General features: G+C 63.3%; 21 protein-coding genes, 1 tRNA gene and 1 riboswitch. Of the genes, 5 read left to right on the forward strand and 17 right to left on the reverse strand.

What is annotated here, in order from left to right; translation table 11 throughout:
* Window positions 1-7 precede the first annotated feature (7 nt).
* The 9 genes from coaE to rpsA all read right to left on the reverse strand — a co-directional run bounded on the left by coaE (window position 8) and on the right by rpsA (window position 10,946).
* Window positions 8-658 (reverse strand): dephospho-CoA kinase, encoded by a 651-nt coding sequence (gene coaE, locus HMPREF9153_RS10285; protein WP_004811769.1) that lies wholly within the window; start codon window positions 656-658, stop codon window positions 8-10.
* Entirely contained in the window at window positions 658-1,131 is a 474-nt protein-coding gene (locus HMPREF9153_RS10290) for a hypothetical protein (protein WP_004811770.1), read from the reverse strand. The genes coaE and HMPREF9153_RS10290 overlap by 1 nt, the downstream gene beginning before the upstream one ends.
* Window positions 1,132-1,169: 38 nt before the next feature.
* Window positions 1,170-2,843: an amino acid ABC transporter ATP-binding/permease protein gene (locus HMPREF9153_RS10295; RefSeq protein ID WP_004811771.1), complete on the reverse strand. Its 1,674-nt coding sequence runs from the start codon at window positions 2,841-2,843 to the stop codon at window positions 1,170-1,172.
* Complete coding sequence (locus tag HMPREF9153_RS10300; protein ID WP_004811772.1) at window positions 2,840-4,525, reverse strand: ABC transporter ATP-binding protein/permease; 1,686 nt, start codon at window positions 4,523-4,525, stop codon at window positions 2,840-2,842. The genes HMPREF9153_RS10295 and HMPREF9153_RS10300 overlap by 4 nt, the downstream gene beginning before the upstream one ends.
* On the reverse strand, window positions 4,525-5,331 hold the full coding sequence (locus tag HMPREF9153_RS10305; protein ID WP_015582973.1) for a heme ABC transporter ATP-binding protein: 807 nt from the start codon (window positions 5,329-5,331) through the stop codon (window positions 4,525-4,527). Before HMPREF9153_RS10305 ends, HMPREF9153_RS10300 begins: the two co-directional genes overlap by 1 nt.
* Window positions 5,331-6,389 carry a FecCD family ABC transporter permease gene (locus HMPREF9153_RS10310; RefSeq protein ID WP_004811774.1) on the reverse strand — a complete coding sequence of 353 codons (1,059 nt, stop codon included), beginning with the start codon at window positions 6,387-6,389 and terminating at the stop codon, window positions 5,331-5,333. Before HMPREF9153_RS10310 ends, HMPREF9153_RS10305 begins: the two co-directional genes overlap by 1 nt.
* The gene (locus HMPREF9153_RS10315; RefSeq protein WP_171023490.1) at window positions 6,386-7,285 is read right to left on the reverse strand and encodes a heme/hemin ABC transporter substrate-binding protein; all 900 of its coding nucleotides are present in this window, start codon (window positions 7,283-7,285) and stop codon (window positions 6,386-6,388) included. The genes HMPREF9153_RS10310 and HMPREF9153_RS10315 overlap by 4 nt, the downstream gene beginning before the upstream one ends.
* Before the next feature lie 276 nt (window positions 7,286-7,561).
* Complete coding sequence (locus tag HMPREF9153_RS10320; protein ID WP_004811776.1) at window positions 7,562-9,010, reverse strand: HtaA domain-containing protein; 1,449 nt, start codon at window positions 9,008-9,010, stop codon at window positions 7,562-7,564.
* Between the two features lie 439 nt (window positions 9,011-9,449).
* Complete coding sequence (gene rpsA / locus HMPREF9153_RS10325) at window positions 9,450-10,946, reverse strand: 30S ribosomal protein S1 (RefSeq protein WP_004811777.1); 1,497 nt, start codon at window positions 10,944-10,946, stop codon at window positions 9,450-9,452.
* A gap of 328 nt (window positions 10,947-11,274) precedes the next feature.
* On the opposite strand from rpsA, the gene HMPREF9153_RS10330 reads away from it, so the two are divergent.
* The 3 genes from HMPREF9153_RS10330 to HMPREF9153_RS10340 all read left to right on the forward strand — a co-directional run bounded on the left by HMPREF9153_RS10330 (window position 11,275) and on the right by HMPREF9153_RS10340 (window position 15,845).
* Window positions 11,275-12,036, forward strand: a complete 762-nt coding sequence (locus HMPREF9153_RS10330) for a class F sortase (RefSeq protein ID WP_004811778.1) — start codon at window positions 11,275-11,277, stop codon at window positions 12,034-12,036.
* A gap of 79 nt (window positions 12,037-12,115) precedes the next feature.
* On the forward strand, window positions 12,116-14,959 hold the full coding sequence (locus tag HMPREF9153_RS10335; RefSeq protein ID WP_004811779.1) for an FAD-binding and (Fe-S)-binding domain-containing protein: 2,844 nt from the start codon (window positions 12,116-12,118) through the stop codon (window positions 14,957-14,959).
* Window positions 14,960-15,494: 535 nt separating this feature from the next.
* Window positions 15,495-15,845, forward strand: a complete 351-nt coding sequence (locus HMPREF9153_RS10340; RefSeq protein ID WP_023033366.1) for a hypothetical protein — start codon at window positions 15,495-15,497, stop codon at window positions 15,843-15,845.
* Window positions 15,846-15,911: 66 nt separating this feature from the next.
* Here the strand turns inward: HMPREF9153_RS10340 and polA are convergent, their stop codons facing one another.
* Window positions 15,912-18,590, reverse strand: a complete 2,679-nt coding sequence (gene polA / locus HMPREF9153_RS10345; RefSeq protein WP_036979804.1) for a DNA polymerase I — start codon at window positions 18,588-18,590, stop codon at window positions 15,912-15,914.
* A gap of 71 nt (window positions 18,591-18,661) precedes the next feature.
* Between polA and HMPREF9153_RS10350 the strand changes: the two genes are divergently transcribed.
* A complete protein-coding gene (locus HMPREF9153_RS10350) occupies window positions 18,662-19,075 on the forward strand; it encodes a PaaI family thioesterase (RefSeq protein WP_004811783.1) in 414 nt (137 codons plus the stop codon).
* Between the two features lie 19 nt (window positions 19,076-19,094).
* Here the strand turns inward: HMPREF9153_RS10350 and HMPREF9153_RS10355 are convergent, their stop codons facing one another.
* A complete protein-coding gene (locus tag HMPREF9153_RS10355) occupies window positions 19,095-19,742 on the reverse strand; it encodes an ANTAR domain-containing response regulator (protein WP_036910302.1) in 648 nt (215 codons plus the stop codon).
* 175 nt (window positions 19,743-19,917) lie between these two features.
* On the opposite strand from HMPREF9153_RS10355, the gene HMPREF9153_RS10360 reads away from it, so the two are divergent.
* Window positions 19,918-20,000, forward strand: a tRNA-Leu gene (locus HMPREF9153_RS10360).
* Window positions 20,001-20,008: 8 nt separating this feature from the next.
* On the opposite strand, the gene HMPREF9153_RS10365 is transcribed toward HMPREF9153_RS10360, so the two are convergent.
* From HMPREF9153_RS10365 to HMPREF9153_RS10395, 6 genes are all read right to left on the reverse strand, one after another.
* Window positions 20,009-20,380 carry a fluoride efflux transporter FluC gene (locus tag HMPREF9153_RS10365; RefSeq protein ID WP_004811785.1) on the reverse strand — a complete coding sequence of 124 codons (372 nt, stop codon included), beginning with the start codon at window positions 20,378-20,380 and terminating at the stop codon, window positions 20,009-20,011.
* On the reverse strand, window positions 20,377-20,808 hold the full coding sequence (locus HMPREF9153_RS10370) for a fluoride efflux transporter FluC (RefSeq protein ID WP_004811786.1): 432 nt from the start codon (window positions 20,806-20,808) through the stop codon (window positions 20,377-20,379). Before HMPREF9153_RS10370 ends, HMPREF9153_RS10365 begins: the two co-directional genes overlap by 4 nt.
* Window positions 20,799-21,347, reverse strand: a complete 549-nt coding sequence (locus HMPREF9153_RS10375; protein ID WP_238993153.1) for a universal stress protein — start codon at window positions 21,345-21,347, stop codon at window positions 20,799-20,801. The genes HMPREF9153_RS10370 and HMPREF9153_RS10375 overlap by 10 nt, the downstream gene beginning before the upstream one ends.
* Before the next feature lie 105 nt (window positions 21,348-21,452).
* A riboswitch (Fluoride riboswitch) is annotated at window positions 21,453-21,523 on the reverse strand.
* Between the two features lie 136 nt (window positions 21,524-21,659).
* Window positions 21,660-23,036, reverse strand: a complete 1,377-nt coding sequence (gene pyk, locus HMPREF9153_RS10385; RefSeq protein WP_036901726.1) for a pyruvate kinase — start codon at window positions 23,034-23,036, stop codon at window positions 21,660-21,662.
* Window positions 23,037-23,211: 175 nt separating this feature from the next.
* Complete coding sequence (locus HMPREF9153_RS10390; RefSeq protein ID WP_004811790.1) at window positions 23,212-24,132, reverse strand: RluA family pseudouridine synthase; 921 nt, start codon at window positions 24,130-24,132, stop codon at window positions 23,212-23,214.
* Window positions 24,129-24,635, reverse strand: coding sequence for a signal peptidase II (locus tag HMPREF9153_RS10395; protein ID WP_050796899.1), 507 nt, complete (start codon window positions 24,633-24,635; stop codon window positions 24,129-24,131). Before HMPREF9153_RS10395 ends, HMPREF9153_RS10390 begins: the two co-directional genes overlap by 4 nt.
* Between the last annotated feature and the right edge of the window lie 10 nt (window positions 24,636-24,645).

Consider the following 24,645-nt stretch of genomic DNA (forward strand, 5'->3'; position numbering starts at 1 on the left):
GTGCGAGCTACCGCTGAGGACCGCCAGATTTCCCACACCCAAGGATGTGGTCCCAAGCTCGGTCCACTTCGTGAGGAAGGTCCTCGAGCGAACAACCGGTGTCGATGACGACGTCGGCGACGTCCAGACGCTCCTGGCCGGATGCCTGGGCACGAATCCGGGACCACGCGTCCTCCTCAGAACGACCATCCCTCTCGACGACACGTCGCACCTGCTCGGCAGGGTCGACGTCAACCACGACGACCGTGTCAAATTCGTCAGCTCTGCCAGTTTCCACGAGCAACGGAATGTCGTGAACCACCACGACTTGCCCGTCCGAACCACGGGCTTCTTCATCAACCAGTCGGGCAGCCTCCTCGACCAGAGGATGAATGATTCCCTCCAGACGTCGCCGGGCAACCGGATCGGCAAAGACGATGGACCCCAGCGCAGGACGGTTCAGGGAACCGTCGCCGGAGAGCACCTGCTCACCGAAAGCCTCGACGACCTGGCGAAGCCCCTCAGATCCGGCGGCCACGACGTCGTGGGAAAGCTGGTCGTAATCGATGACGACGGCTCCTCGCTCAGCCAACAGGCGGGAAACCGTCGACTTGCCACTGGCGATTCCGCCCGTCAGGCCTACCCGAACGATGCCGTCCCCGTGATCTCGATATGGCATCAGGCTGGCGTCTTCTCGTCATTCGGGGTGGCTGACCCACCGGGAGCGGTGATGCATTCCAGCGGGGTGAGTCGCCAGGCCTTACCCGATTGATCGATGATCATCGTCCACTGGTCCTTCTGGGGATGGCAGGTCACGGGACGGTCCTTGGCAGTCTCAGCGCTGCCCTGGATGATGTTGTTGATGTCGTCGTCGCTACTGAGGACCTGTTCCATCGATTCTGAGGACTTGTTGTCCGAGCCCATCAGACACACCGTGATGGTCGTCCCTCTCCAGCCCTTGACAGCAGAAACCGTCGCCGGTTTCACCGCATGGTGGGCCACCGCAGAATCGCACGTCATGCCGATGTTGGAGACGTCGGAACTCGCCTGGGTCGTTGCCGGCCTGACGTCCTCGTCAGAATGGGAACAGCCGGTCATCGCCGCAACAGCAGCCAGTAGCAGCGCCGCCGTGGCCGCTCGCGCAGACCTCATAACACCTCCATCAGTCGTGAGACCAGCATAGGGGGCCTTCACCCCATCGTCGCTGGTTCAACGATGTGTCCCATGTCCATGGCGACGACTTCCCCGTCGTGATCCTGACCATGACTGATCTCCACCACCGTCACCCCCGGCAGACAACGTGCAAGGTTCGTTCGGACTTCTGCCGCCAATCGAGGACCAAGAGATGCGGTGAACTCGTCCAGCACGAGGACCTTGGGCCTCTGCAAAATGGCCCGCGCCACCGTCAGTCGCTGGGCCTGTCCTCCCGACAATCTGATACCTCGTGGGCCGATGACCGTCTCCAGGCCATGATCCATACCTCGTACCTCGGCAGCAAGACCGACCTCGTCAAGCACACCCCACAACTCATCGTCAGTGGCGTCGGGGACCGCCAGCCTCAAATTGTCGGCGATCGAAGCGTTGAGCAACTCCACACGCTGGGACACCACGGCGATGGCACGACGCAGGGAGTCCAGGGTGAACGACGAGACCGGCTCACCGTCGAGGAGAACTTGGCCGGAATCGGGGTCATGGTGGCGCAGCAACAGATTCACCAACGTCGTCTTTCCCGACCCGGATGCCCCCGTCACGACGACGTGTCCACCGGCAGGAACGCTGAGGCTCACCCCCTCAAGCGCAGGAGCCAGGGCTGTCCCATCGGCATTGCGGTAGGAAAAGGTGACGTCGCGCCATTCAACTGCCGGGGCGTGATCGAGACGGAGTTCCTGCGGACCGTCCACGACTTCCATGGGCGAGTGGCTGATCTGCCACAGGCGCCTCGCCGCCGCCAAGGAATGGTCGAGATAGCCGACGGCATCCTCAATTCCGCGCGGTCCCTCGACGATCCTCAGGCCGGCGGCGGCCAAAGCACACACTCCGACGGCGCCGACCCCCTCATGGATAGCCATCAAGGACACCGAGACGACGATGCCCATCGCCGCCGCCACACACGCGGCTCGTCGAATGGCCACGTACCGGCGAGCTTTGGCCGAGCCCTCGGCGATCTGGGCGTCGAGACGGGCCATCTCGGCCATCCGGTCGTGCTGGCGGCCGTACCCGACCACCTCGGCGGCGCCGAAGACCGAGTCCGTGACGTGCGCGGCAAGTTCGCGACGCAGGCCAAGGACCTCATGGGTGGCGTCCAGGCTCGATCTTGTCCCGACGACGAGTAGGACCGCGATGAGAACGGCCAGCACGACGGCGGGTATGGCCACCACAGACCACCCGTAGACAGCTCCGCCGGTGACCACAGCGATGAGCGGGGCGAGGAAGGCCGCCACAACGGGAGCAAAGGTGTGAGCGTAGACGACCTCGATGCGGTCGACGTCGCGGGTGAGGCTGGCCAGAACGTCACCGGTGCGCGAATGGCTGACGACAGCCGGAGCCTTGGGCCACAGCCGGGAGAAGGCATGGGTTCGCAACACCTCTAGGGCCTTGAAGGCCACGTAATGACCGCTGAACTGCTCCAGGTAGAAGGTGACGGCCTGCACCAGGGCCAGCCCGACCAACCATCCCAGCCAGGCCCGCACGGACCAGCCGGAGGTGACGACGGCGACCATTCCGCCGGCCGCCACCGCGAACAGTCCCATGTCGGCAACCAGGTGGACGATCCTCATGACGGCCGAGAAGTAGAGAGGTGGATGAACCGGGCGTGTGATTCCGGTGAGCCACGTCACGACGTCGCGTGTTGACGGTTCGCTCATGCTCGGTCCTCGCTCTCGACTCGATCAAGGTCCTCACTGTTCACCTCGTCGGCACTGACCGGCACGAGAGTGCCGTCCGCGACCCGGTAGACGTCATGGGCCAGGTCCAGGAGCCGGCGTCGGTGGGTGACCATGACGACCGTCGTGTCGTCACCAATCCTGGAGATGGCGTCAATGATGCGCTGTTCAGAGTCCATGTCCACGTGGGAGGTGGGCTCGTCGAGGAGGAGGATCTTCCGCCCGGACAGGAAGGCCCGAGCCAGCGAGATCCGTTGGGCCTGGCCGCCCGAGAGCAGGCAACCCTGTTCACCGACGTCAGAATCCAACCCGCACGGCATTGACGCCACATCGTCGGCGACGTCTGCGCGCCTCAGCGCTTCCCACATCTGCTCGGGGGTGGCGTCCGGGTTGGCGACAGCGAGGTTGTCGGCGATCGTACCGGCGAACAACCACGTCCGCTGGTTGACCGATGCACTGACTCCACGGATGGCTCCGGCCTCGGCCAACTCGGCGTCAAGACCGTCGACGACGACCTGACCACAGTGCGCAGGCAACGTCCCTGTCATGACCCCGAGGAGGGTTGACTTGCCGGCTCCCGAGCGTCCGACGATGGCGGTGCGGGATCCGCGCGGGATGACGAGGTCAACACCGTGCAAGATCTCCGAATCTCCATACCCGACGGTGACGTCGCGAAGAGTCATCGCTCCCGAACCATCACCCGTCGAGGCCACCGGGCCGTGCGACGCTACGTGCTCCGGAGCCTCGTCGAACCACCTGCCAATGGCCTTCTCCGACGCCTTGCCACCCATGCCGATGTAGAAGAAGGCCGCCACCTGGTGCAGCGGCTCCAACAACAGAACCGAGAGCAGCACGATGGTGATGGCCGAGCTCGCCGTGATGTGGCCGTTCTGCCATCGCGTCATGGCCATGCCTGCCGACATGACGATGAAGAGGAGGGAGAACAGACCGTCCACGACGATGATGACGACCTGGTTTCCGGCCAAGAGCTTCATGATCGTTCCGCGGTTTGCCTCCCCGCGCTGTCGCAGATCATCCTCGACTCGTTGGCCAGCTCCCAGCATCCTTATGAGGACGAGGTTCGAGATGGCGTCCAGGTAGCTAGCAGTCAGGCGTGCTCGTTCCCGCCGGGACTCCGAGGACCTCTTGCGGAAGAGCTTGAGGAATCCCTTGATCAAGGTTGGAATGAGCGGACACATCACCAGCAGGACGAGTCCGGTGAGCCAGTCCAAACCGATGAGGATCCCGAGGCACACGAGGACAGGGGTGGTCAGCGCCGCGATCATGTCGGGACGGAACACCTGGCGGTACTCACTCACCCGCTCGGCGTTGTCACCGGCCAGGATGACGACCCTGTCACCTTCATCCGGAGCAGGTGGCGCGGAGAGGGATCGTCGGTAGAGGACGTCGAGTACTCGGGGATGCAGGGCAGCCTCCTCGGCACGGGCATGACGACCTGACATCCCCATGGCTGCACCTGCGGCTGTGGCAGCGACGACGCCGCCGACTCCCATCGCCCAGTACCACCCGGAGCCGAGGACGAACCCCTCGAGGCGACCACCGACGGCCTGCCCCACGGCGACGAGGACGAGTGCCGTGCCAGCAACTTCGAGAAGGTGCACCGCAGCAACTTGCCGAGCCCGGTGGGGTGATCGGGGCGACATCACCGATGTTGCATCTCTGGGCATGGTGTCCTTCGCTCGTCGCGGGTGGGGTTCCAGGGACGTCTGGGCAGAACGACGAGATCCCCGGTCGACAACGTGATGACGTCGATGGGCCATCCGTACACGGAAGTGAGGTTACCCTCCGTGATAACCTCCTCGGGATCGCCGGCGGCCACGAGTTTTCCTTCGGAGAGCAGGGCAATGCGATCGCAGCAGGCCGCAGCCAATCCGACGTCATGCATCACCGCAACCACTGCGCATCCCGCTGCAGCCAGTTCCTGGCATATCTCCATGGTGCGTTCCTGATGACAGATGTCGAGAGCAGCAGTGGGCTCATCGAGAAACACATAGGGGGTGTCCTGGGCCAATACCCGGGCAAGGGTGACCCGGGAGCGTTCTCCCCCGGACAGAGCGGTGACCTCTCGGTCCGCCAACCCAGTAACCTCAGTGCGCTCCATCGCGGCCTCGACGAGAATGGCGTCCTCTGGGCCGCGTGGATGCGGTGAACGTCCCATCATGACGATGTCGTGAACCAGATAGGAGAACGGGAACTCGCTGAACTGGGGCATCACGGAGCGGCGCAGGGCTAGGTCGGGCCGCGCGATTTCCTGCAGCGGGACCCTGTCGAGTTCAACGGTTCCCTGCCACCCGTCGAGGTCTCCGCACAGCACGCTCAACAGGGTCGTCTTGCCGGCCCCGTTGGGCCCGAGCAGGCCGACGAATTCTCCGGCGCGGACGTCAAGGTCGACTCCGTCCAGGATCGTCCGCTCCCCGTACCGAAAGGAAACACCACGGGCACGAATCATCACGACGCTCCCCCTCGTAGCATTCCTCGTCGCAACAGGATGAAGAAGGTTGGCCCGCCCACCATGGCCGTGAAGATGCCGATGGGAAGATCGGCGTAGGGGACAAGGGTGCGAGCTGCGACGTCCGACAGGGTCACCAGCAAACCCCCACCCAGCATGGAGGCCGGGATGAGCCATGTGTTCGCCGGCCCGATGACCAGCCGAAGCACATGAGGCACGATGAGGCCGACGAATGCGATGACCCCGGCGTAGGCCACCGCCGCAGAGGTGAGCAGGGCGGTGAGCGCGATCGAGGACAGCCTCAGCCGATTGACGTTGATACCGAGGTGCCCGGCAGCCCTCTCCCCCAGGGCCAGGGTGTCGAGCCTGGCGGCAATGAACACGGCCCAGACGATGCCGACGGCGGCCACCGTCCCGACCGTCGCCACCTGATTCCAGGTGGCCCCGTTGAGGGAACCCATCTGCCAGAAGACGATCTGGTCTCGTGCGGTCGTCGGGGCGACATAGGTTGACACCGAGGTGATCGCCGAACAGACCGCCGTCACCGCGATGCCGGTCAGCACGAGTGTGGTCGATTCTGTCCGTCGTCCGGACCGCGCCATGACGTAGACGGCGCTGGCAGCCAGCAATCCTGAGAGAAAGGCAGCCGCGGGAACCCCGAATCCGGCCAGGAAGGTGGGAGCCACCACGATCATGATCGATGCCCCCACAGCAGCCCCCGAGGAGACCCCGATGACGCCGGGTTCAGCGAGCGGGTTGGAGAACAGCGCCTGCATGACGGTTCCAGCCACTGCGAGGCTGGCTCCCACCAGAAGGCCCAGGACGATGCGGGGGAACCGGATCTGCCACAACACGGACTCCGCCAGGGGGTCAGCAAATGAGCCGCCGAAGACTCCTCTGACAACGTCAGTGGCCTCGACTCGGTACTGCCCGACCATCGCCGAGAGCAGCACGAGGCAGCACACGATGACAACCAGGATGATGAAGGTGACGACTCGGGTTCGCGCGCGTCGGGCAATTCCCGTTCGTGCAGTCGCAGGTTGGACGAGAGCGCTCATTTGACCCCGTACAGTGCCTTGGCGACCGAGGTCAGCACCTCACCGGTCTGCGGTCCGAAGGACAGAGAGATACCGTCCGGGATGGCGATGACGCGATGGTTCCTGCCCGCAATGGTGTTGGCCACCCCAGCTCTCGCCAGCAGACCCTTCATGCCACCGGTGGACGTCAGCCCGTCCTTCATGACGAAGATGGCATCCGGATTGAGGGAGACGAGGGATTCCGCATTCGCGGGGGCGACGCTCTTGATGCCCTTGTCTCCGGCGACATCGTCGCCACCCACGCCGTGGATGAGCTCACTGGCCCCGTCCTGCGAGCCGAGGATGAAGAAGATCCCAGCGGTGCCGCGCACGTAGAGGAAGGCGATCTTCATCGGCTTCTTCGGGGCCCACTGAGCTATTTCCTCCTTGGCTGCATCTATCTCATCCCGGGCACGCTTCATCAGAGCTTCACCGGCGGCGGGCTTGCCGACTGCTTTCGCAACCGTACGGATGAGGTCAGCGGTCTTGTCGACGCTGCGATGGGGGTCGACGAGGACGACCGGGATCCCGGACTTGCGAAGCTGATCAAGGGCTTCACGAGGACCAACGCTGCGGTCAGCAATGACGAGGGTCGGTTTGAGGGCAGCGATGGCCTCAACGTTGAGGGTGTGACCGTTCTCGGTGACGACGGGAAGATCGTGCAATTGTTTCTCAGTCGACGAGACGGTACGCCCGACGATCTTGTCCCCCATGCCCAGTCCGATGAGGGTACGGGAGAGGGTGCCGTAGAGGTCGAGGGCCAGGACCCGAGAGGTGTCGGTGACCGTCACCGTGTTGTTCTCGACGTCGGTGACCGTGACGGGCAGCTTCTGGCCGAAAGACCCGTCGACCGGCTTTGGGTCCGACAGGTCCGGCACCTCAGTGAGACCGCGAAGGTTGCGAGGATCAGGCAGCCTCGGCGCCGCAGTGGAGGGAGTTGCCGAGTGCGTCGAGGACGGCGACACCGTGGGGGCAACGGAGTGGGGCGATGTTTCTGACTGCGTGGCCGAGGGGCCACACCCGGCAACCAGCATCGCGAGTACGAGGCCGGCTCCGGCAACTCGACGGCGCATCCGGATCATGCAACGACCTTTCGGGAGGATGGTTGGGGGTGAGGTCGGGCGACCCCACCCCCATGAGTCAGGTTGGATGGATCAGTGCTCGGCGTAGCGGCGTCGGCACGCGGCCACCGTCGAGATGACGACGATGAGGGCCAAGCTGCCAGCAGCAGCGATGTCGCCGCGAGCGGTCGAAGGTCCGAGGGCACCGGTGGCGGGCAGCCCACGACCGGACCCAGGACCGCCGCTGATGACCTTGCCGGTGACGGCATCGATGGTGACGTCGTGGCAGACCTTCTCGGCCGAGAGGGTGAGGCTCGACGACAGCGAATCCATCGGCTCACCAGTCTTGTAGAACCCGGCAAACGCCTTGGCACCCTGGGCCGTGAGCTTGACCGAGGAGCCATTGATCTTGACATTTCCAGAGGGGGAAGTGGAGAAGGTGGCGAAGTCAACTCGCCCGTAGTCGGTCTTCCTCCCATCCATCGAGGAGGACTTGACGGTCATGTACACGTGACCCGTCGACCCCTTGATGACCAGGGCGGGGTTGGAGATCGTCATGTCCAGGATGCCGTTGTGACCAGTCATGTGGACGGTCCCGGAGTAATTGAGGGTGCCCGACTTGGTGGCGGGATCGAATGATCCGCTGCGCAGCGGGAAGGTGAAGGCCGAACCGTTCCAGTCGGCGCCGTTCGACAGCTTCCAGGAACCGTTGGCGATCGGGCCACGCAGATAGCTGGTGAAGGAGGTGCGCAGACCCCACCTGAGGGAACCGGCGGTGACCTTGGACCGGCCGTTGGTGCAAACCTTCTTGGTGATGGTGCGGTGGGGGGCCGGGGTGGTGACAACCGGCTTCACCGGTGCGGACTTGAGAGTGGGGGACGGCTTGGCAGAAACACTGGGCTTGGCCGGCATGCTGGGCTCGACGGGCTTGCTGGACTTGGACGGGGTGCTGGGCTTGGACGGGGTGCTGGGCTTGGACGGGGTGCTGGGCTTGGACGGGATCGACGGAGCGATCGATGGCTTTGGCGCCGGAGGAACCGGAGCGGCTTGGTAGGTCACCGGAGTACGAGTGTCATTGGACTTGTCGCGCCTCCCGACGCCATGAGCCTTGCTGGTCAGAACGACGTAGCCCTTGCCCTTCTCAAAGGCAGGAACGTACATCTTGATGGTGAACGAACCATCTGCGGCCATAGGCGCGCCCTGGGTGAATTTGGAACCTACGGCCTTCATCGCCGGCGGGTAGACCCAGATCGTGGAGGCGGACTCCGTCATGGGCTTGTTCGGGTCGTAACCGACGAATTTGTCCGAATTACCGTAGAACTGCTTGACCGACGAGGGAGCGACGGCGACGTACACACCGGTCCCTTCGGTCGCGAATCCCTTTCCGGTGATAGTGACCTTGCCGCCATCCCGGGATGCTTGTGAGACGGTCACAGTCGGACCGTCGGTCGCCCACGCTGCCGGAGCGACAAGAGCTCCAGCCAGGGCCACCATGGCCCCGAGCACGCTGGCGACAAGTCTGCGCATGGCCGATGTGGTCATGAGACGTCCCCCTTTGCTGATCGATTCGGCTCACCTTGAGCCGTTCCATAGGTTAGCCTCACCTAAGTATTATGAGCAAGGGTGAAAATACTGGTCACAGCCATGTGAGCAGAAGGAGACTTTGCGGAAAGGGCCCATGGTAAGGGCACCCTCTTCGGCCTTGCTAACCTCCCGACCGCTGCCACGCAACCGTCCCTTCGACGACGAATACCGGTGAGAATCCGGAGCTGTCCCGCAACGGTGTGTCACTCCCCCGTGACGAGCCCGACCTGGTTCGAGAAGCGCTACACCGAGATTCTCGAGGAGGACGCGACCAAATAATACCGTGGCTGCCCCGACCCATCAGGGCCCACCTCAGCCCGGCCAGCTGACGAAACACGAGGGGCCCCGCCACGATGGCGGGGCCCCTCGACGTTGCGATAGGTCAACAACTGACCAATCAGTTGTGAGTCAGCTTGTCGCGGAGAGCCTGCAGGGCCTCATCAGAAGCCAGCGAGCCCTCGGCCGGGCCACTGGTGTAGGACGACTGGGCTCCACCATCATTGAGGGCGGCCTCCTGCTCGGCCTGCTCGGCATCGATGACCTGCTTGCGATGAGCCTCCCAGCGAGCCTGGGCCTCGGCGTACTGCTGCTCCCAGGCGATGCGCTGCTCGTCGTAGCCCGGCTTCCAGTCGTTGGTCTCCGGATCGAAGCCCTCGGGGTAGATGTAGTTGCCGTCCTCGTCGTAGGAGGCGGTCATGCCGTAGAGCGACGGGTCGAACTCGTCGGACTCAACGTCGATGCCCTCGTTGGCCTGCTTGAGAGACAGCGAGATGCGGCGACGGTCGAGGTCAATGTCAATGATCTTGACCATGACATCGTCGTTGACGCTGACGACCTGCTCCGGGATCTCGACGTGACGCTCAGCCAGCTCGGAGACGTGGACCAAGCCCTCGATACCGTCCTCGACGCGGACGAAGGCACCAAACGGAACGAGCTTGGTGACCTTACCGGGAACGATCTGGCCGATCTGGTGCAGACGGGCGAAGGCCTGCCACGGATCTTCCTGGGTCGCCTTGAGGGACAGCGAGACGCGCTCGCGATCCATGTCGACATCCAGCACCTCAACGGTGACGGGCTGACCGACCTCGACAACCTCGCTCGGGTGGTCGATGTGCTTCCAGGACAGCTCGGAGACGTGGACCAGACCGTCCACCCCGCCGAGGTCGACGAAGGCACCGAAGTTGACGATCGAGGAGACGACACCCTTGCGGATCTGCCCCTTCTGCAGCTGGTGCAGGAAGTTCTGGCGAACCTCGGACTGGGTCTGCTCGAGCCAGGCACGACGAGACAGCACAACGTTGTTGCGGTTCTTGTCGAGCTCGATGATCTTGGCCTCGATCTCCTGGCCGACGTAGGGCTGGAGATCGCGGACACGGCGCATCTCGACGAGGGATGCGGGAAGGAAGCCACGCAGGCCGATGTCGACGATCAGACCACCCTTGACGACCTCGATGACGGTACCGGTGACGACGCCGTCCTCTTCCTTGATCTGCTCGATCGTGCCCCAGGCGCGCTCATACTGAGCACGCTTCTTGGACAGGATGAGGCGACCTTCCTTGTCCTCCTTCTGCTGGACGAGGGCCTCGATCTCGTCACCGACGTTGACGACCTCGAAGGGGTCCACGTCATGCTTGATCGACAACTCCTTGGACGGGATAACACCCTCGGTCTTGTAACCGATGTCAAGGAGAACCTCGTCGCGGTCCACCTTGACGACGGTGCCAGAAACGATGTCGCCGTCGTTGAAGTACTTGATGGTGGCGTCCACAGCGGCCAGGAAGGCCTCCGGGCTGCCAAGGTCGTCAACCGCCACGGATCCATCGGCGGTGTTGGCGGCATTCTGCTGGTCGATGTCGACCGGGTTCGAGGTGGAGGCCTCAGTGGAGGAGGTCATGTAGTAGGACTCCGATTGATGTCAGGTGGTTTGAAACGCGCCGCAGCCCCGATCCTGGTGATCGAGCACGATCTACTCCCGTCCGAGATCGCACAGACTACAACGCAGAGATCAGCTTAATACCCAGGCATTCAAGGGGTCAACCAGCCTCATGCCTTTGCCGACACCTCTTCGTCATACACGCCGTCAACACGAGATCGAGTCAGCAGGAGGCCAGCCTCAGGAGAAGGTACCCTGCATTCGGAATCCGATTCCGTCGGACACTAACCCGTTCGGGAAATCCATCCCGAGACTGAACCCCTCACACGCCTTGGAGGACATCACAGTCATGACTGATCAGTCTTCTCACCCCGAAAGCCATGACCCGTCGATCGGATCGTCGACCAGTTCGACTGCTTCCGCCGGCGGGGGCGCCCAGTCGGGCGGTCCGAAGTGGCGGATCATCGCGATCGTGGTGGTCATCGCTCTGATCATCACTGCCATCGCCGCCATCTTCGTTCAGCGCGACAAGGACGATGACTCCGCCGGTGGGCTGGCATCATCAGCATCTGCGGCCCCCGCATCAAGTTCAGCAGCTCCTGCGACGTCCGCCGAGAAGAAGGGCCCTGTCCCGTCCGGCTGCATGAAGAACCCGAAGCCCATCGTGCCGGTCAAGTACTCCATTGACGGCATGAAGGTCTCCGCCAAGGTGCTGTCGCGCGGTGTCGATGGTACTGGCGCCGCTGGTAGCCCACCGAAGAGCGACCCGTCCTCGTGGGCCTGGTTCAACGAAGGTCCAAGGCCGGGTTCCGGCAAGGGCAAGGTCGCTCTGAATGGACACACCTATCACAAGGGTGGAGCCATCGGGAACCGCTTGATGGCCGGTCTCAAGAAGGGCGACATCATTCGCCTGACCGACAAGGCCGGACAGACCGCCTGCTACCGCTACGACCACAAGACAAAGGTCATGGTCAAGGACTACGACCCCAACTCGAATATCCTCTACGACAACAACGGGCCCGCTCAAGCCGTCATCGTCGTCTGTGACGATTACAAGGGCAAGGACGGCTGGGAGTCCCGCGTGTTCTTCTACGCCGATCCGGTCGCCTGACCCCAAGGGTTCACCATAAGTTCACATAAGGCTGCCCTGAGACGAGCGCGCACGTTCGGTCATACCTAAAGTTAGGAATATGAACCGTGGTGCACGCTCGTCCATTCCGTCCGCGCTTCTCATCGATCTGCTGGAGATGCTCGGGGAGACCAAGGTCAGCCATGATCCCCTCGACCTGGTTGCAGTGGCTCCCGACGCATCCCACTACCTGCTCACTCCCGGTGTCCTCGTCCGCGCCGGATCGACCTCCGATGTCGCAGCAGCCATGGCGGCGGCCAAACGCCACAACGTGGCTGTCAATTTCCGTTCCGGCGGAACGAGTCTGTCCGGGCAGGGCCTGACGAACGGCGTCATGGTCGACACCCGCAGGTCGTTCCGTGGCATTGAGGTTCTCGACGGTGGCCGCAAGGTACGCGTCCAGCCTGGGGCGACCGTCGTCTCCGTCAATGCCGTCCTTGCCAGGTACGGACGCAAACTTGGCCCCGACCCGGCCTCGTCAGTGGCATGCACCTTGGGCGGCGTCCTCGCTGACAACTCCTCGGGCATGAGTTGCGGCACCATCGCCAATTCCTACCGAACTCTGGATTCCATGGTCTTCGTGCTGGCCTCGGGGACTGTCGTCGACACCTCGGAACCACAGTGCGAGGACAAATTGGCCCACGAGGAGCCGGAACTCGTGGAAACCTTGCTGGCGTTGCGCGATCAGTGCCAAGAGAAGGCCCGCGCTGATGAGATTGCCTTCCAGTTCTCTCGTAAGAACACCATGGGTTATGGTCTCAACGCCTTCCTCGACTACGACACCCCCGCCCAGATCCTCTCCCACCTCATGATCGGCTCCGAGGGCACACTCGGGTTCATCTCATCGGCTGTCATGAACACGGTGCAGATCATGCCGAAACTGGCCACAGCCCTGCTCCACTTCCCCACTCTCGATGCCGCGACCAAGGCCCTTCCCGCCCTGGTGGGATCCGGTGTCACCGTCACCGAGCTGATGGACTCCTCGTCCCTTCAGCTGTGTCGCGACGACCCAGCCAATGGCCACATCATCCCGCCAGCCCCCGGAAGCGGAGACGCTGCTCTCCTCGTCGAGTACCACTGCCCCGACGAGCAGTCCCGCAGGGAAGCCATCGAGGCTGGTAACTCCGTCATCTCCGGTCTTGACCTCGTCAACGAGCCCACCTTCACCGACGATCCGGCCGTACGCGGCCCGATCTGGACCCTGCGCGATGGCCTCTACGCCAAGATCGCCGGCACCCGACCGTCTGGCCAGACGGCCCTCCTCGAGGACATTGCCGTCCCCGTCGAGACCCTCGCCGGGGTGTGCGGAGACCTGCAGCAGCTCTTCGGCGAGCACAACTACCCGGAGTCGGTCATCTTCGGCCATGCCAAGGACGGGAACATCCACTTCTTGGTCCTCGAGGACTTCCGGGAGAGGAAGGGCCTGGACCGTTACGAAAAATTCACCGAGGACATGGTCACCCTCGTCCTCGACGCCCACGGCACCCTCAAGGCCGAGCACGGCACGGGACGGATCATGGCCCCGTTCGTGGAGCGTCAGTACGGGTCAGACCTCTACCGAATCATGCGGCAGGTCAAGGAATCAGTGGATCCGACGGGTGTACTCAACCGCGGCAGCATCATCACCGACGACCCCAAGCTGCACCTCAAGGAGGTCAAGCTCACCCCGACCGTCCCGGAAGAGGTCGATCGCTGCGTCGAGTGTGGATACTGCGAGCCGGTCTGCCCGTCCCGCGATCTCACCTTGACCCCTCGCCAGCGCATCGTCATGCAACGGGCCATCGCCCAGGCCCGCGACGACGGCAACGTGGAGCTGGCTGCAGATCTCGAGCAGCGCGCCACCTATCCGGTGGTGCAGACCTGTGCCGTCGACGGGATGTGCGAGACGAACTGTCCACTGCACATCAATACCGGAGACCTGGTTCGCCGCCTGCGAGCCGAACAGAATCCAGCTGCTTGGCAGACCGCCTGGGACCTCGCCGCCAGGGGATGGAATCCCTTCGTCTCCGCTGCGAGTGCCGGGATGTCCGCGATCAAGCCAGTTCCGGCTGCTGCCACCAACGTGATCACCGGTGCGGCACGTGCCGTGCTGGGAGACGACCGGATCCCGGCGGTCTCCGACGAGTTGCCTGGTGGCGGACGGCGGCGCAGTTCGGGTCATCGCAGCTCCCCCAGGGGACGACCGGACATCGTCTACCTGCCGGCGTGCGTCAACACCATGTTCGGTGGCGCGGTGCCAGGCGAGAAAACCACGGAATTCTCGATCATTGCTCTGCTCACCGCAGCAGGGATTGGAGTGACGGTCCCCGAGGGCATCAATTCGCTGTGCTGTGGCACGCCGTGGAAGTCCAAGGGGATGACGAGGGGATACGCGACGATGCGGCGGCGTGTCGTCGAGGTCATGCGTCGGGCCACCAGGAATGGTGAATTGACGATCATCTCCGACGCCGTCAGCTGCTCGGAAGGATTCGTCCACGAGCTCGAGTACGAGGGAGTGACGGGGATCCGGGTCGTCGACGCAGTCCAGTACGTCGCCGACGAGGTCCTCCCGATCATGCCGCCCCTTCCCAAGGTTGGTTCAGCCGCCCTTCATCCCACCTGCTCCTCAACGCGGATGGGCTGGAACGATGCCCTCAAACGCTGCGCCGAAGCGGTCGCTGACGAGGTCACCGTGGCAGACGCCTGGGGCTGCTGCGGATTCGCCGGAGACCGCGGGATGCTGCACCCCGAGCTCACCGAATCGGCCAGCCGACGCGAGGCAGGCGAACTGTCGGCACGAGACTTCGACCTCTACCTGTCGGCCAACCGCACCTGCGAGCTCGGCATGGAACGAGCCACCGGAAAGCCGTGGCGCCACGTGCTCTCGGTCCTTGCCGAGCGCATGGTGGACTATGCCCCGGCATGATCAGTGATTCGTAAGAGCTGCTGGCCCGGCCGATATCGGCCGGGCCAGTTACGTATCGAGCCCGACCACCTCTCGGATTCTGACGGCCTTGGAGCCTTCCAGCAACCAACAGCTGGGAGAAATATCTCATTTTCATCCGAAAATGATCTCTGGCTAGGTACAGTCCACTTCGCTGCGTACCACATCGCCATTGCAACGCCGGGAGTTCAGATGCCTCTCACCGCTACTACCGAAACCCGAACCGTCGCCGTCGATGGTGCCGAAGTCACCTACTCCGACTCAGTCTAGATCAACGACGGGCACCGTCCGCTCGTCATCGTCCACGGCACCTCAGGATCAACCGCTTCCCACTACGGCCAGATCTTCCCCATGCTGGCCACCTGCACCCGTGTCATATCAGCCGATTGGATCACCGCGGATGGTCACCAAAAACTCCGTAACGGTGGCTGGCACAAGCTGGACGAGGAGACGTCTGAGGCCATTTGTCATTACATGGCTTTCTGCGCCTTCTCTCTCCTCCCCCCCCCCCAACTTCGTGCGCAAAGCCGACCCCAACATGGTCGAGGCTGCCATCGCCGCCCTACCGATCAACGAGTTCATCGCTGCGCAGATGGACCTCAACGGTCGGGGCGACATCTCCGACATCATCGGCAACATGTCGAGAGTCGACTCGTTCACTCCTGATCCGAAGTTCATCACCAAGGTTGATTTCGGCGAATCGGTGCCCATCGGCGACCACGCCGAGGTCATCATCACCGGCGGCGGAATCTGCCTGGTACGTCGACGACCGCGCACTGGTCAGTTGACGGCCATCTGGCCCGACTCCGCCTACGACTTCCGCGTCCAGAACGGACACCTCAACCCAGTCTGGTTCGACATGGAGTGATCGTCACAACTGATGACGAGATGAGGGGCGTCCCGGTTGGGATGCCCCTCATCTCGTTAGCCGGGCTCAGTGCGCAGCGTCGAACCACGACCGTCCGACGCCAATCGACACCGTCAGCGGCACCGACAATTCCATGGCGTGGACCATCGCGTCGGTGACGATCTCGCGGACCCTCTCCTCCTCGCCATTGGCGACCTCGAGGATAAGTTCGTCATGGACCTGCAGCAGGACGCGACTCGTCAGACCAGCCTCGTCAAGTTTCTCGTCGGTGGCGAGCATGGCGAGTTTGATGAGATCTGCGGCCGATCCCTGGATGGGTGCGTTGAGGGCGGCGCGTTCCGCCATCTCGCGACGCTGGCGATTGGTCGAGGTGAGGTCAGGAAGGTAGCGACGGCGTCCCAGCAGGGTCTCGGTGTATCCCTGACGACGGGCTTGGTCGACGACCTCCTCGAGATATTCGTGAACTTTCCCGAAAATGCTGAAGTAATCAGCCATGAGTTCCTTGGCCTCGCCGACGCTCACCTTGAGCTGGTTGGACAGCCCATAAGCGCTCAGGCCGTAGGCCAGACCGTAGTTCATGGCCTTGATCTTGGAACGTTGGGCGACACTGACATCCTCAGGAGCCACTCCGAAGACGTGCGAGGCCGTCACCGTGTGGAAATCCTGCCCAGACCGGAAGGCATCGATGAGGGACTGATCCCCCGAGACGTGAGCCATGATCCGCATCTCGATCTGGGAATAGTCGGCACTCATGAGGGACCCATACCCCTCACCGACGACGAATCCTTCCCGAATGCGTCGTCCCTCCTCGGTGCGCATGGGGATGTTCTGCAGGTTCGGATCCTTGCTCGACAGGCGTCCGGTCGCGGCGATCGTCTGCATGTAGGTGGTGTGGACCCGGCCGTCGTCACGAACTTCCTTGAGTAGTCCGTCGACGGTCTGACGCAACTTGATGGCATCGCGATGCTCCAGCAGATGGGCCAGGAAGGGATGCTCGGTCTTCTCGTACAGACCAGCCAGCGCATCGGCGTCGGTGGTGTATCCGGACTTGGTGCGCCGGGTCTTCGGCATGTCGAGCTTGTCGAAGAGTATCCCCTGCAACTGCTTGGGAGAGGACAGATTGATCTTCTCACCAGCCGCCTCCCAGGCAGCCTCCTGGGCGCGAGTGACACGCTCGTCGAATTCGGATCGCAGCCCTTCCAGGACGTCGGTGTCGACGGCGATACCGGCCCGTTCCATCGAGATGAGGCACCGCTGCACCCTCATCTCGACGTCGTGGAGCAGCTCGGACCCGCCGCGAGCCTCGACCTCCTTCTCCATGACGTCGGCCAACTTGGTGACCGCCACCGCCCCCTCCATGGTTTCGACGGACCGGTCGTCCCCGAAATCGAGCATCCCCTGGTCGGACTGTTCCTCCCCCTCACCCAAGGTGACGTTGAGGTGGGTGCGCACCGCGTCGTCGAACTTGTGAGTGCGGCGATCCGGGTGCAGCAGGTACGAGGCAAGCTCGGTGTCACAGGTGAGCCCTTTGACCTCCCAGCCGCGCTCGGCCAACGCCTCCACCGGCCCCTTGGCCGAATGCATCGCCTTCGCGTGGGCCTCGTCTGCCAGCCATTGTGCAAAGGCCTTCTCGTCACCCGGGCCGAGATCAGCTGTGTCGAACCACACCGCAGTGCCGTCTCCGGCTCCCAACGCCACGGCCTCCACGTCACCGGACCCACTGCCCCAGGTGCCCGTGACGTTAACACCGATCCGGCCTTCCGCCGTGGAGAGCCAGTCTCCCAAGGTGCCCGGCTCGAGCACCGCGCCGGAGACGTCTAGGGCCTCGTCAATCTCGACGACCTCGTCGGCATCCGACTCGGATGCCAGCGCACGCACACGATCCCACAGGGTGCGGAACTCGAGGGTGTCGAAGACTGCGCGGGTGGCCTTGGGATCCCAGGGCTGACGAGCAAGGTCGGCCAGGGTGACGTCGAGGTCGAGGTCACGGACCAAGGCGTTGAGCTTGCGGTTACGAATGACGTCGTCGAGATGATCACGGAAGGACTGGCCTGCCTTGCCCCTGACGGTGTCAGCCTCCCGAATGAGGTTCTCCAGACCGTCATAGGTGTTGAGCCACTTCACAGCCGTCTTGGGGCCAACCCCGGGAACGCCGGGAAGATGGTCAGCGCTCTCCCCCACCAAGGCCGCCAGCTCAGGGTAGCGGGCGGGGGGCACGAGGTACTTCTCCTCGACGCCTTCCGGTGTCATACGGGCGAGGTCCGAGACACCCTTGCGCGGATAGAGAACCGTCACCTGGTCATTGACGAGCTGCATGGCGTCCCGGTCTCCTGAGACGAGCAGGGACTTGAACCCCTCAGCGGTCGCTCGGGTGGACAGGGTGGCGAGAATGTCATCGGCCTCGTAGTTCTCCTTGGACAGATGAACGATGTGGAGGGCGTCGAGGACCTCCTTGATGAGGTCGATCTGGCCGGGGAACTCCGGCGGAGTGGCGGCTCGTCCCGCCTTGTACTCGGAGTACTCAGTGGTTCGGAAGGTACCGCCGGCAAGGTCCCATGCCACCGCGATGTGCGTGGGCTTTTCGTTGCGCAGCAGGTTGATGAGCATGGCGACAAAACCGTGCACCGCATTGGTGTGCTGGCCCGTCGAGGTGATGAAGTTCTCCACCGGCAAGGCATAGAAAGCCCGGAAGGCCATGGAATGCCCGTCGAGGACCATGAGGGTGGGCTGCGTCGTCTCGCTCATGCCCTCGACTCTAGAGGACACCACGGACAGTATTAAGGGATCGGCATGGCACACAGTGGCATGCTTCACCTGTGAGCTATTCCATCCCTGAACATCCGCTTCCCGAGTGGCTGGCCGAGCTCGTCAGCCCCCTTGACGACAAACTCGGCGTCAAGGTACGTGAGATCTCTCCCACCCGCTGTGTCGTCACCGCACCGCTCGACGGCAACACCCAGCCCATGGGTCTGTGGCACGGCGGCGGCTCTGGCGTCCTCGTGGAGACAGCCGGCTCCCTGGCTGCCATGGCCCACGCGCGCACCTTCGAGCATTCTGCCGTCGGTACTGAACTCTCGGTATCGCATCTGCGCCCACCCCACGGCCATCAGGTCATCGCGACCGCGACGGCGGTGCATCTGGGCAGACACACAACGACCCACACCGTCGAGATTGTCGACGATGAGGGCCGTATCTGTGCTGTTGGAAGGATGACCTGTCAGGTCATTTGAAAATGGGACTACGCCGAGATCACTTCTCGTTCTCGGCGTGGTCAATGACTCCCTGAGCCACCTCGCGCATCGACTTGCGCAGGTCCATGGCGGTCTTCTGGATCCACCGGAATGCCTCCGGCTCGGTGAGATCAAGGCTGGCCTGCAGGATGCCTTTGGCCTGGTCGACGATCTTGCGCGACTCCAGGCGCTCCTCCAAGTCCATGACCTCGTCCTCCACGCCGCGGATCTCGGCGAAGCGGGCCATGGCGATCTCGATGGCCGGAATGACGTCCGAGGCATCGAAGGGCTTGACGACGTAGGCCATCGCACCGGCCTCCTTGGCACGTTTAATGAGGTCGCGCTGGGAGAAGGCGGTCAGCATGACGACCGCACAGATGCGGTCCTCGGCGATCTTGTCGGCTGCAGTGATGCCGTCCATCTTCGGCATCTTGACGTCCATGACGACCAAGTCAGGTTCGAGCTCATTGGCGAGACGGACAGCTTCTTCGCCATCACTGGCCTGGCCGACGATCTCGTAACCGTGCTCCTCGAGAAGCTCGACGAGATCAAGGCGGATGAGAGCCTCGTCCTCGGCCACCACGACGCGCGGATGTTCCTTCTCCACCCCCGAATCAGAGGTCGACCGGGTGGGGTCCTGTGGCTTGCTCACGGTGGTTCCTTGCATGTCGATCGTTGACAACTCGATTCAATCCTAATGGTTGACAGGCCTTGACGCACCTGCAGGCGTGCCCGATCGTGACGGCATCTCCCTCAGTGACGACCGAATGGTCGATCAACGGCAACACCCAGTGGCCGCAAAATCGGCATACCGGCGCAACTGTGGCACAATGGGCGAGCCGGCCCGAGTGGCGGAATGGTAGACGCGGCGCACTCAAAATGCGCTGTCCTTGCGGGCGTAGGGGTTCGACTCCCCTCTCGGGCACCGTCGGCTTACACCAGTGATCCCAGGGACAGGCCCAGGATCGCTGCCAGCGCTCCCGCAATGGCCATCCCCAGACAGTGCAGAGCTCCCACGTTCATCCCACGGCTAGACGCGGTGCGCGAGGTCTCCACTGACGCCGTGCTGAAAGTCGTGAAGCCACCGCAGAATCCGGTTCCCAGCGGACCCTTGAGACTCTGTGAGAATCCCACATGATTGAGAGCCACCGCGATGATGAATCCCAACAGCAGGGATCCCAGCACATTGATGACGAGGGTTCCCACCGGCACTGGGGCCGGGAAACGAGAGTTGATGCGCGAGTCGAGCAAGAACCGCGTGACCGCACCAAGGCCACCAGCCAGGCAGACCCACAGCATCGTCATGACGACCTCCGGCGAACTGCAGCACGCACCGTGGTAATCATGGCCCAGGCCAGGAAGGCACCTGCCGCGACACTCGTCAAGAGGTAGGTAATGCCCAACAGCCAGTGCCCAGACATGACACGCTGCCCGGTCTCCACTGCGAGGGTGGAATAGGTCGTGAACCCGCCAAGCAGGCCGGTACCAAGGCAGAGCCGAACCGCTCGGCGAATCCCCTCGTCAGGGCCAGCATGGACGAGAACTTCGAGCAGAGTCGCGAGCACGAAGGCCCCGACGAGATTGGTCACCAGGGTCGCCCAGGGCACACCGTCGGCAAGAGCCGGCCAGGCGTGGGCTATTTCGGCTCGCATGAGGGTACCCAGGCATCCCCCCAGGAAGACCAACCCCACCAGTACCGGACGACGATCGAGAAATCCCGATCTCACTGCCATGGCGAGGAATCCTTCCAGTCGACGACGGCGGTGGGCACCACAAGTACCGGACGGTGCTGATGGTGAGACAGATTGGTCGCAATCGATCCACTCACGAATTCCTGGACCCGACGCCGGCGATGCGTTCTGGCTCCCACGACGAAGGCCGCAGCGTCAATGGCTCGAGCGAGGTGGGTCAAGGCACGATCTGGCCGACCAGCGAGGTATTCCAGCCGCCACGGGACATCGCCGTCTCCCAAGACTGTCGAGATTTCCTCGGTCAGACCCTGACGGACGGTCTCGACGTCACCATCCATGGCGTCCGGGTCGATGGGTACAGACACCACCGACCCATCTGTGTTCTCCTCGACGACACAGCGCCGCTGATCAACGTGGGCGAAGACAATGTGGGAGGCCTTGGTCGCACGGGCCAGTGAGGCAGCCGTCAGGACCACCAGACTCGATTGCCCCGGAACCACCGCGACGACGATGGGGTGACCGCGAAACTCGACCATTCGGGAGGGGTGCGGCTGAGGCACTGCGCCATCTTTCACCGCCATGTGTCCACTCATGATCGTCCCCCGCATTGGAGGCCACGCGACTGCACGGGATCCATCGTCATCTCGCTCATTCATTGGTGCGAGGGCAGACTCCCACCCACGCATGACGGGGTAGGAACCATCAGCCAGATCGGCAGTTCGGCATCGGCCAGGCGGGATCCATCGCCGTCACGGACCTTACCAGCCCCGTCCCCCACCTCGTCGAATCCTTCCGCGGTGCGGGCGGCGTCGCTCTCCCCGTCCGGAAAAGGCGGACGTCCCCCATCCCGGAAGGGGTGAGGGACGTCGCGACAATCGAGGTTCACCCGCCGATCAGTCGTCCTCCTTGATGCGAAGGATGCGCAGATCGTTGGTCTTGCTGGGGATGTCCATCGGGGAGCCGGACAGCACGACGACGCGGTCGCCGACCGGCACGAAGCCCTTGTCACGCAGGTAGGCGTTGACCCAGCGGTACAGCTCCTCAGCGGTCTTGAAGACCGGGGTGACGACGGCGTGGGCGCCCCACACCCAGGCGAGATCCTTGGTGGTGGTCTCATCAGGGGTGAAGACGATGAGCGGGGTGCTCGGACGCAGACGGGCGATACGGCGAGCGGTGTCACCGGACTTGGTGAAGGCCACGATGAACTTGGCCTCGGCACGTTCGGCGATCTCGGCAGCAGCCTTCGACATGATGCCGCCGGTGGTGTGCGGGTCCCAGTCGATCTTGGCGATCTTGTCCAGACCGTGAGCCTCGGTGGACTCCACGATCTTGGCCATGGTGCGGACGGTCTCGCCCGGGAAGTCGCCAACGCTGGTCTCAGCGGAGGTCATGACGCCGTCGGCACCGTCCAGGATGGCGTTGGCCACGTCGGCGGCCTCGGCGCGAGTCGGACGGGGAGCGTGGATCATCGACTCGAGCATCTGAGTGGCCACGATGGCGGGCTTGGCCTGCAGACGAGCCTTCTCGATGATCTGCTTCTGGATCAGCGGGACCTCCTCGAGCGGGCACTCGACGGCCATGTCGCCACGGGCAACCATGACGGCGTCGAAGGCGTCGATGATCTCGTCGAGGTTCTCGATGGCCTGCGGCTTCTCGAGCTTGGCGATGACCGGGACGGTGCGTCCCTCCTCGTCCATGATCTCGTGGACGCGGTCGATGTCGGAACCATGACGGACGAAGGACAGCGCGACGAGATCGATGCCGGCCTTGAGGGCCCAGCGCAGGTTCTCCTCGTCCTTCTCGGTCAGGGCCGGGATGGACACGGCGACACCGGGAAGGTTGATGCCCTTGTGGTCACCGACCGGACCGGCGACGGTGCAGTGGCAGTTGACGTCGTTGCCGCTGACGGAGTCAACCTGCAGGACGGTCTTGCCGTCGTCGATGAGGATGACGTCGCCAGCCTTGCAGTCCTCGGGCAGTCCCTTGAAGGTGGTGGAGACGCGCTCCTGGTTGCCCATGATGTCGTCGGTGGTGATGGTGAACTTGTCACCAATCTCGAGGTCGATCTTGCCGTTCGACTCTCCCTCGGCCTTCTCGAACAGGCCGGTACGGATCTTCGGGCCCTGCAGGTCGGCCAGGGCTGCCACGTTGAGCCCGAGCTCTTTCGAAACCGAGCGAACCAGGTCAAGACGCTCCTGGTGTTCGGTGTAGTCGCCGTGGCTCATGTTGAGGCGGGCGATGTTCATGCCAGCCTCCATGAGCTCCTTCATGGCGTCGTGGCTGGACACAGCGGGTCCAAGGGTGTTCACAATCTTAGCTCTACGCACACCCCTCACGATACCGCCCGACATCGCGGGAACCCGACTCAATGAGCCTCTCAGCGCCGGATGTACATCAGACGTTCATCCATGATGCACGGATGACCACAGCCGACTGAGCGACTGTTCAGGCTTGCCTCACCACATCCAACGCGTGCTGAAGATCCTCGGACGGGTCCGAGCGGAACGTCACCCATTCGCCACGTCCTGGATGGGTGAATGACAGTTCCGCGGCATGCAACCACTGTCGCTCCAGTCCCAGTTCCTTGGCCAGCACCGGATCACACCCGTAGAGCGGATCTCCACAGCAGGGATGTTTGACGGCTGCCATGTGCACCCGGATCTGGTGGGTTCGACCGGTCTCGAGATGCACCTTGAGCAGGGTCGCGTGACGGAAGGCCTCGATCGTCTCGTAGTGGGTGACGGAGTGACGCCCGCCGTCGACGATCGCCATCTTCCAGTCGTGACGATGATCACGACCGATGGGGGCATCGATCGTTCCCGTGAAAGGATCGGGATGTCCCTGGACAAGGGCGAGATACACCTTGTCAACGGTTCGGTCCCGAAAGGCCTGCTTCAACAAGGTGTAGGCGTGCTCACTCTTGGCGACCACCATGAGACCGGAGGTTCCGACGTCGAGGCGCTGCACAATGCCCTGACGCTCCGGCGCCCCACTCGTGGAGATCGCGAATCCAGCGGCCGCCAGATGCTCGACGACGCTGGGACCGTCCCAGCCCAGAGACGGGTGAGCGGCCACACCAGCCGGCTTGTCGACGACGACGATGTCAGAGTCATCGTGAACGATTCTCATCCCCTCGACGATCTGAGGGGTGATCGACGGGGTGGCGACGGGATCGGACAGATCGATGTCGAGCATCTGCCCCATGGCGACGCGAACAGACGCCCGGGACACCTTCTGCCCGTCCAGGAAGACCAACCCTTCCTCGATGAGATCGGCAATCCGGGATCGCGACACCCCGCTCATCCGAGCAGCAGCGACATCAACCCTCTCTCCGTCAAGACCATCAGGTACCAGCAGGACGCTCACATCTCCTCCTTCTCGTCGCGCTCCCCTCGCACATTGTCATCCGTCGCATGACCTTCACCGTCGTGGCGCCCGAAGATCGACACCAGCACGACGAGGATCGCCGTACAGGTGATGAAGATGTCGGCGACGTTGAAGACCGCGAAATGCGGCAGGCTGATGAAGTCGACGACATGGCCACGCAATGGCCCAGGCTCCCGGAAGATGCGATCAGTGAGGTTGCCGCAGATACCAGCAATGAGCATTCCGCAGGCGATGAGGGACCAACGATGACGAGCCTTCGGGACCCCCCACGTGCACACGACGATGAGCATCGCGACGGCGAAGAGGCTGATGAGGACGGTCGCCGTCGATCCCATGGAAAAGGCAGCACCCGGATTACGCAACAACCGCAGCGTGAAGAAACCACCAAGCCAGCTCGGCGGATCGTCGGGATCAAGATGAGCGACGGCCTCCGCCTTGGTCCATTGGTCAAGGCCATAGCCAGCCACCGCGATGACGACCATCACCAGACGC

This window comes from Cutibacterium avidum ATCC 25577, from assembly GCF_000227295.1.
Lineage (GTDB): Bacteria > Actinomycetota > Actinomycetes > Propionibacteriales > Propionibacteriaceae > Cutibacterium > Cutibacterium avidum.

Bases quoted from the DNA above. Each gene is read 5' to 3' on its own strand.
- HMPREF9153_RS10395 (WP_050796899.1), bottom strand. From the start codon at position 24,635: ATGGTCGTCATCGCGGTGGCTGGCTATGGCCTTGACCAATGGACCAAG.
- HMPREF9153_RS10370 (WP_004811786.1), bottom strand. From the start codon at position 20,808: ATGGCAGTGAGATCGGGATTTCTCGATCGTCGTCCGGTACTGGTGGGG.
- HMPREF9153_RS10295 (WP_004811771.1), bottom strand. From the start codon at position 2,843: ATGAGCGAACCGTCAACACGCGACGTCGTGACGTGGCTCACCGGAATC.
- HMPREF9153_RS10290 (WP_004811770.1), bottom strand. From the start codon at position 1,131: ATGAGGTCTGCGCGAGCGGCCACGGCGGCGCTGCTACTGGCTGCTGTT.
- polA (WP_036979804.1), bottom strand. From the start codon at position 18,590: ATGAGCGAGACGACGCAGCCCACCCTCATGGTCCTCGACGGGCATTCC.
- coaE (WP_004811769.1), bottom strand. From the start codon at position 658: ATGCCATATCGAGATCACGGGGACGGCATCGTTCGGGTAGGCCTGACG.
- pyk (WP_036901726.1), bottom strand. From the start codon at position 23,036: ATGAAGGAGCTCATGGAGGCTGGCATGAACATCGCCCGCCTCAACATG.
- HMPREF9153_RS10365 (WP_004811785.1), bottom strand. From the start codon at position 20,380: ATGACGATGCTGTGGGTCTGCCTGGCTGGTGGCCTTGGTGCGGTCACG.
- HMPREF9153_RS10310 (WP_004811774.1), bottom strand. From the start codon at position 6,389: ATGAGCGCTCTCGTCCAACCTGCGACTGCACGAACGGGAATTGCCCGA.
- HMPREF9153_RS10305 (WP_015582973.1), bottom strand. From the start codon at position 5,331: ATGATTCGTGCCCGTGGTGTTTCCTTTCGGTACGGGGAGCGGACGATC.
- HMPREF9153_RS10300 (WP_004811772.1), bottom strand. From the start codon at position 4,525: ATGTCGCCCCGATCACCCCACCGGGCTCGGCAAGTTGCTGCGGTGCAC.
- HMPREF9153_RS10335 (WP_004811779.1), top strand. From the start codon at position 12,116: ATGAACCGTGGTGCACGCTCGTCCATTCCGTCCGCGCTTCTCATCGAT.
- HMPREF9153_RS10320 (WP_004811776.1), bottom strand. From the start codon at position 9,010: ATGACCACATCGGCCATGCGCAGACTTGTCGCCAGCGTGCTCGGGGCC.
- rpsA (WP_004811777.1), bottom strand. From the start codon at position 10,946: ATGACCTCCTCCACTGAGGCCTCCACCTCGAACCCGGTCGACATCGAC.
- HMPREF9153_RS10330 (WP_004811778.1), top strand. From the start codon at position 11,275: ATGACTGATCAGTCTTCTCACCCCGAAAGCCATGACCCGTCGATCGGA.
- HMPREF9153_RS10375 (WP_238993153.1), bottom strand. From the start codon at position 21,347: ATGGCGGTGAAAGATGGCGCAGTGCCTCAGCCGCACCCCTCCCGAATG.
- HMPREF9153_RS10355 (WP_036910302.1), bottom strand. From the start codon at position 19,742: ATGCAAGGAACCACCGTGAGCAAGCCACAGGACCCCACCCGGTCGACC.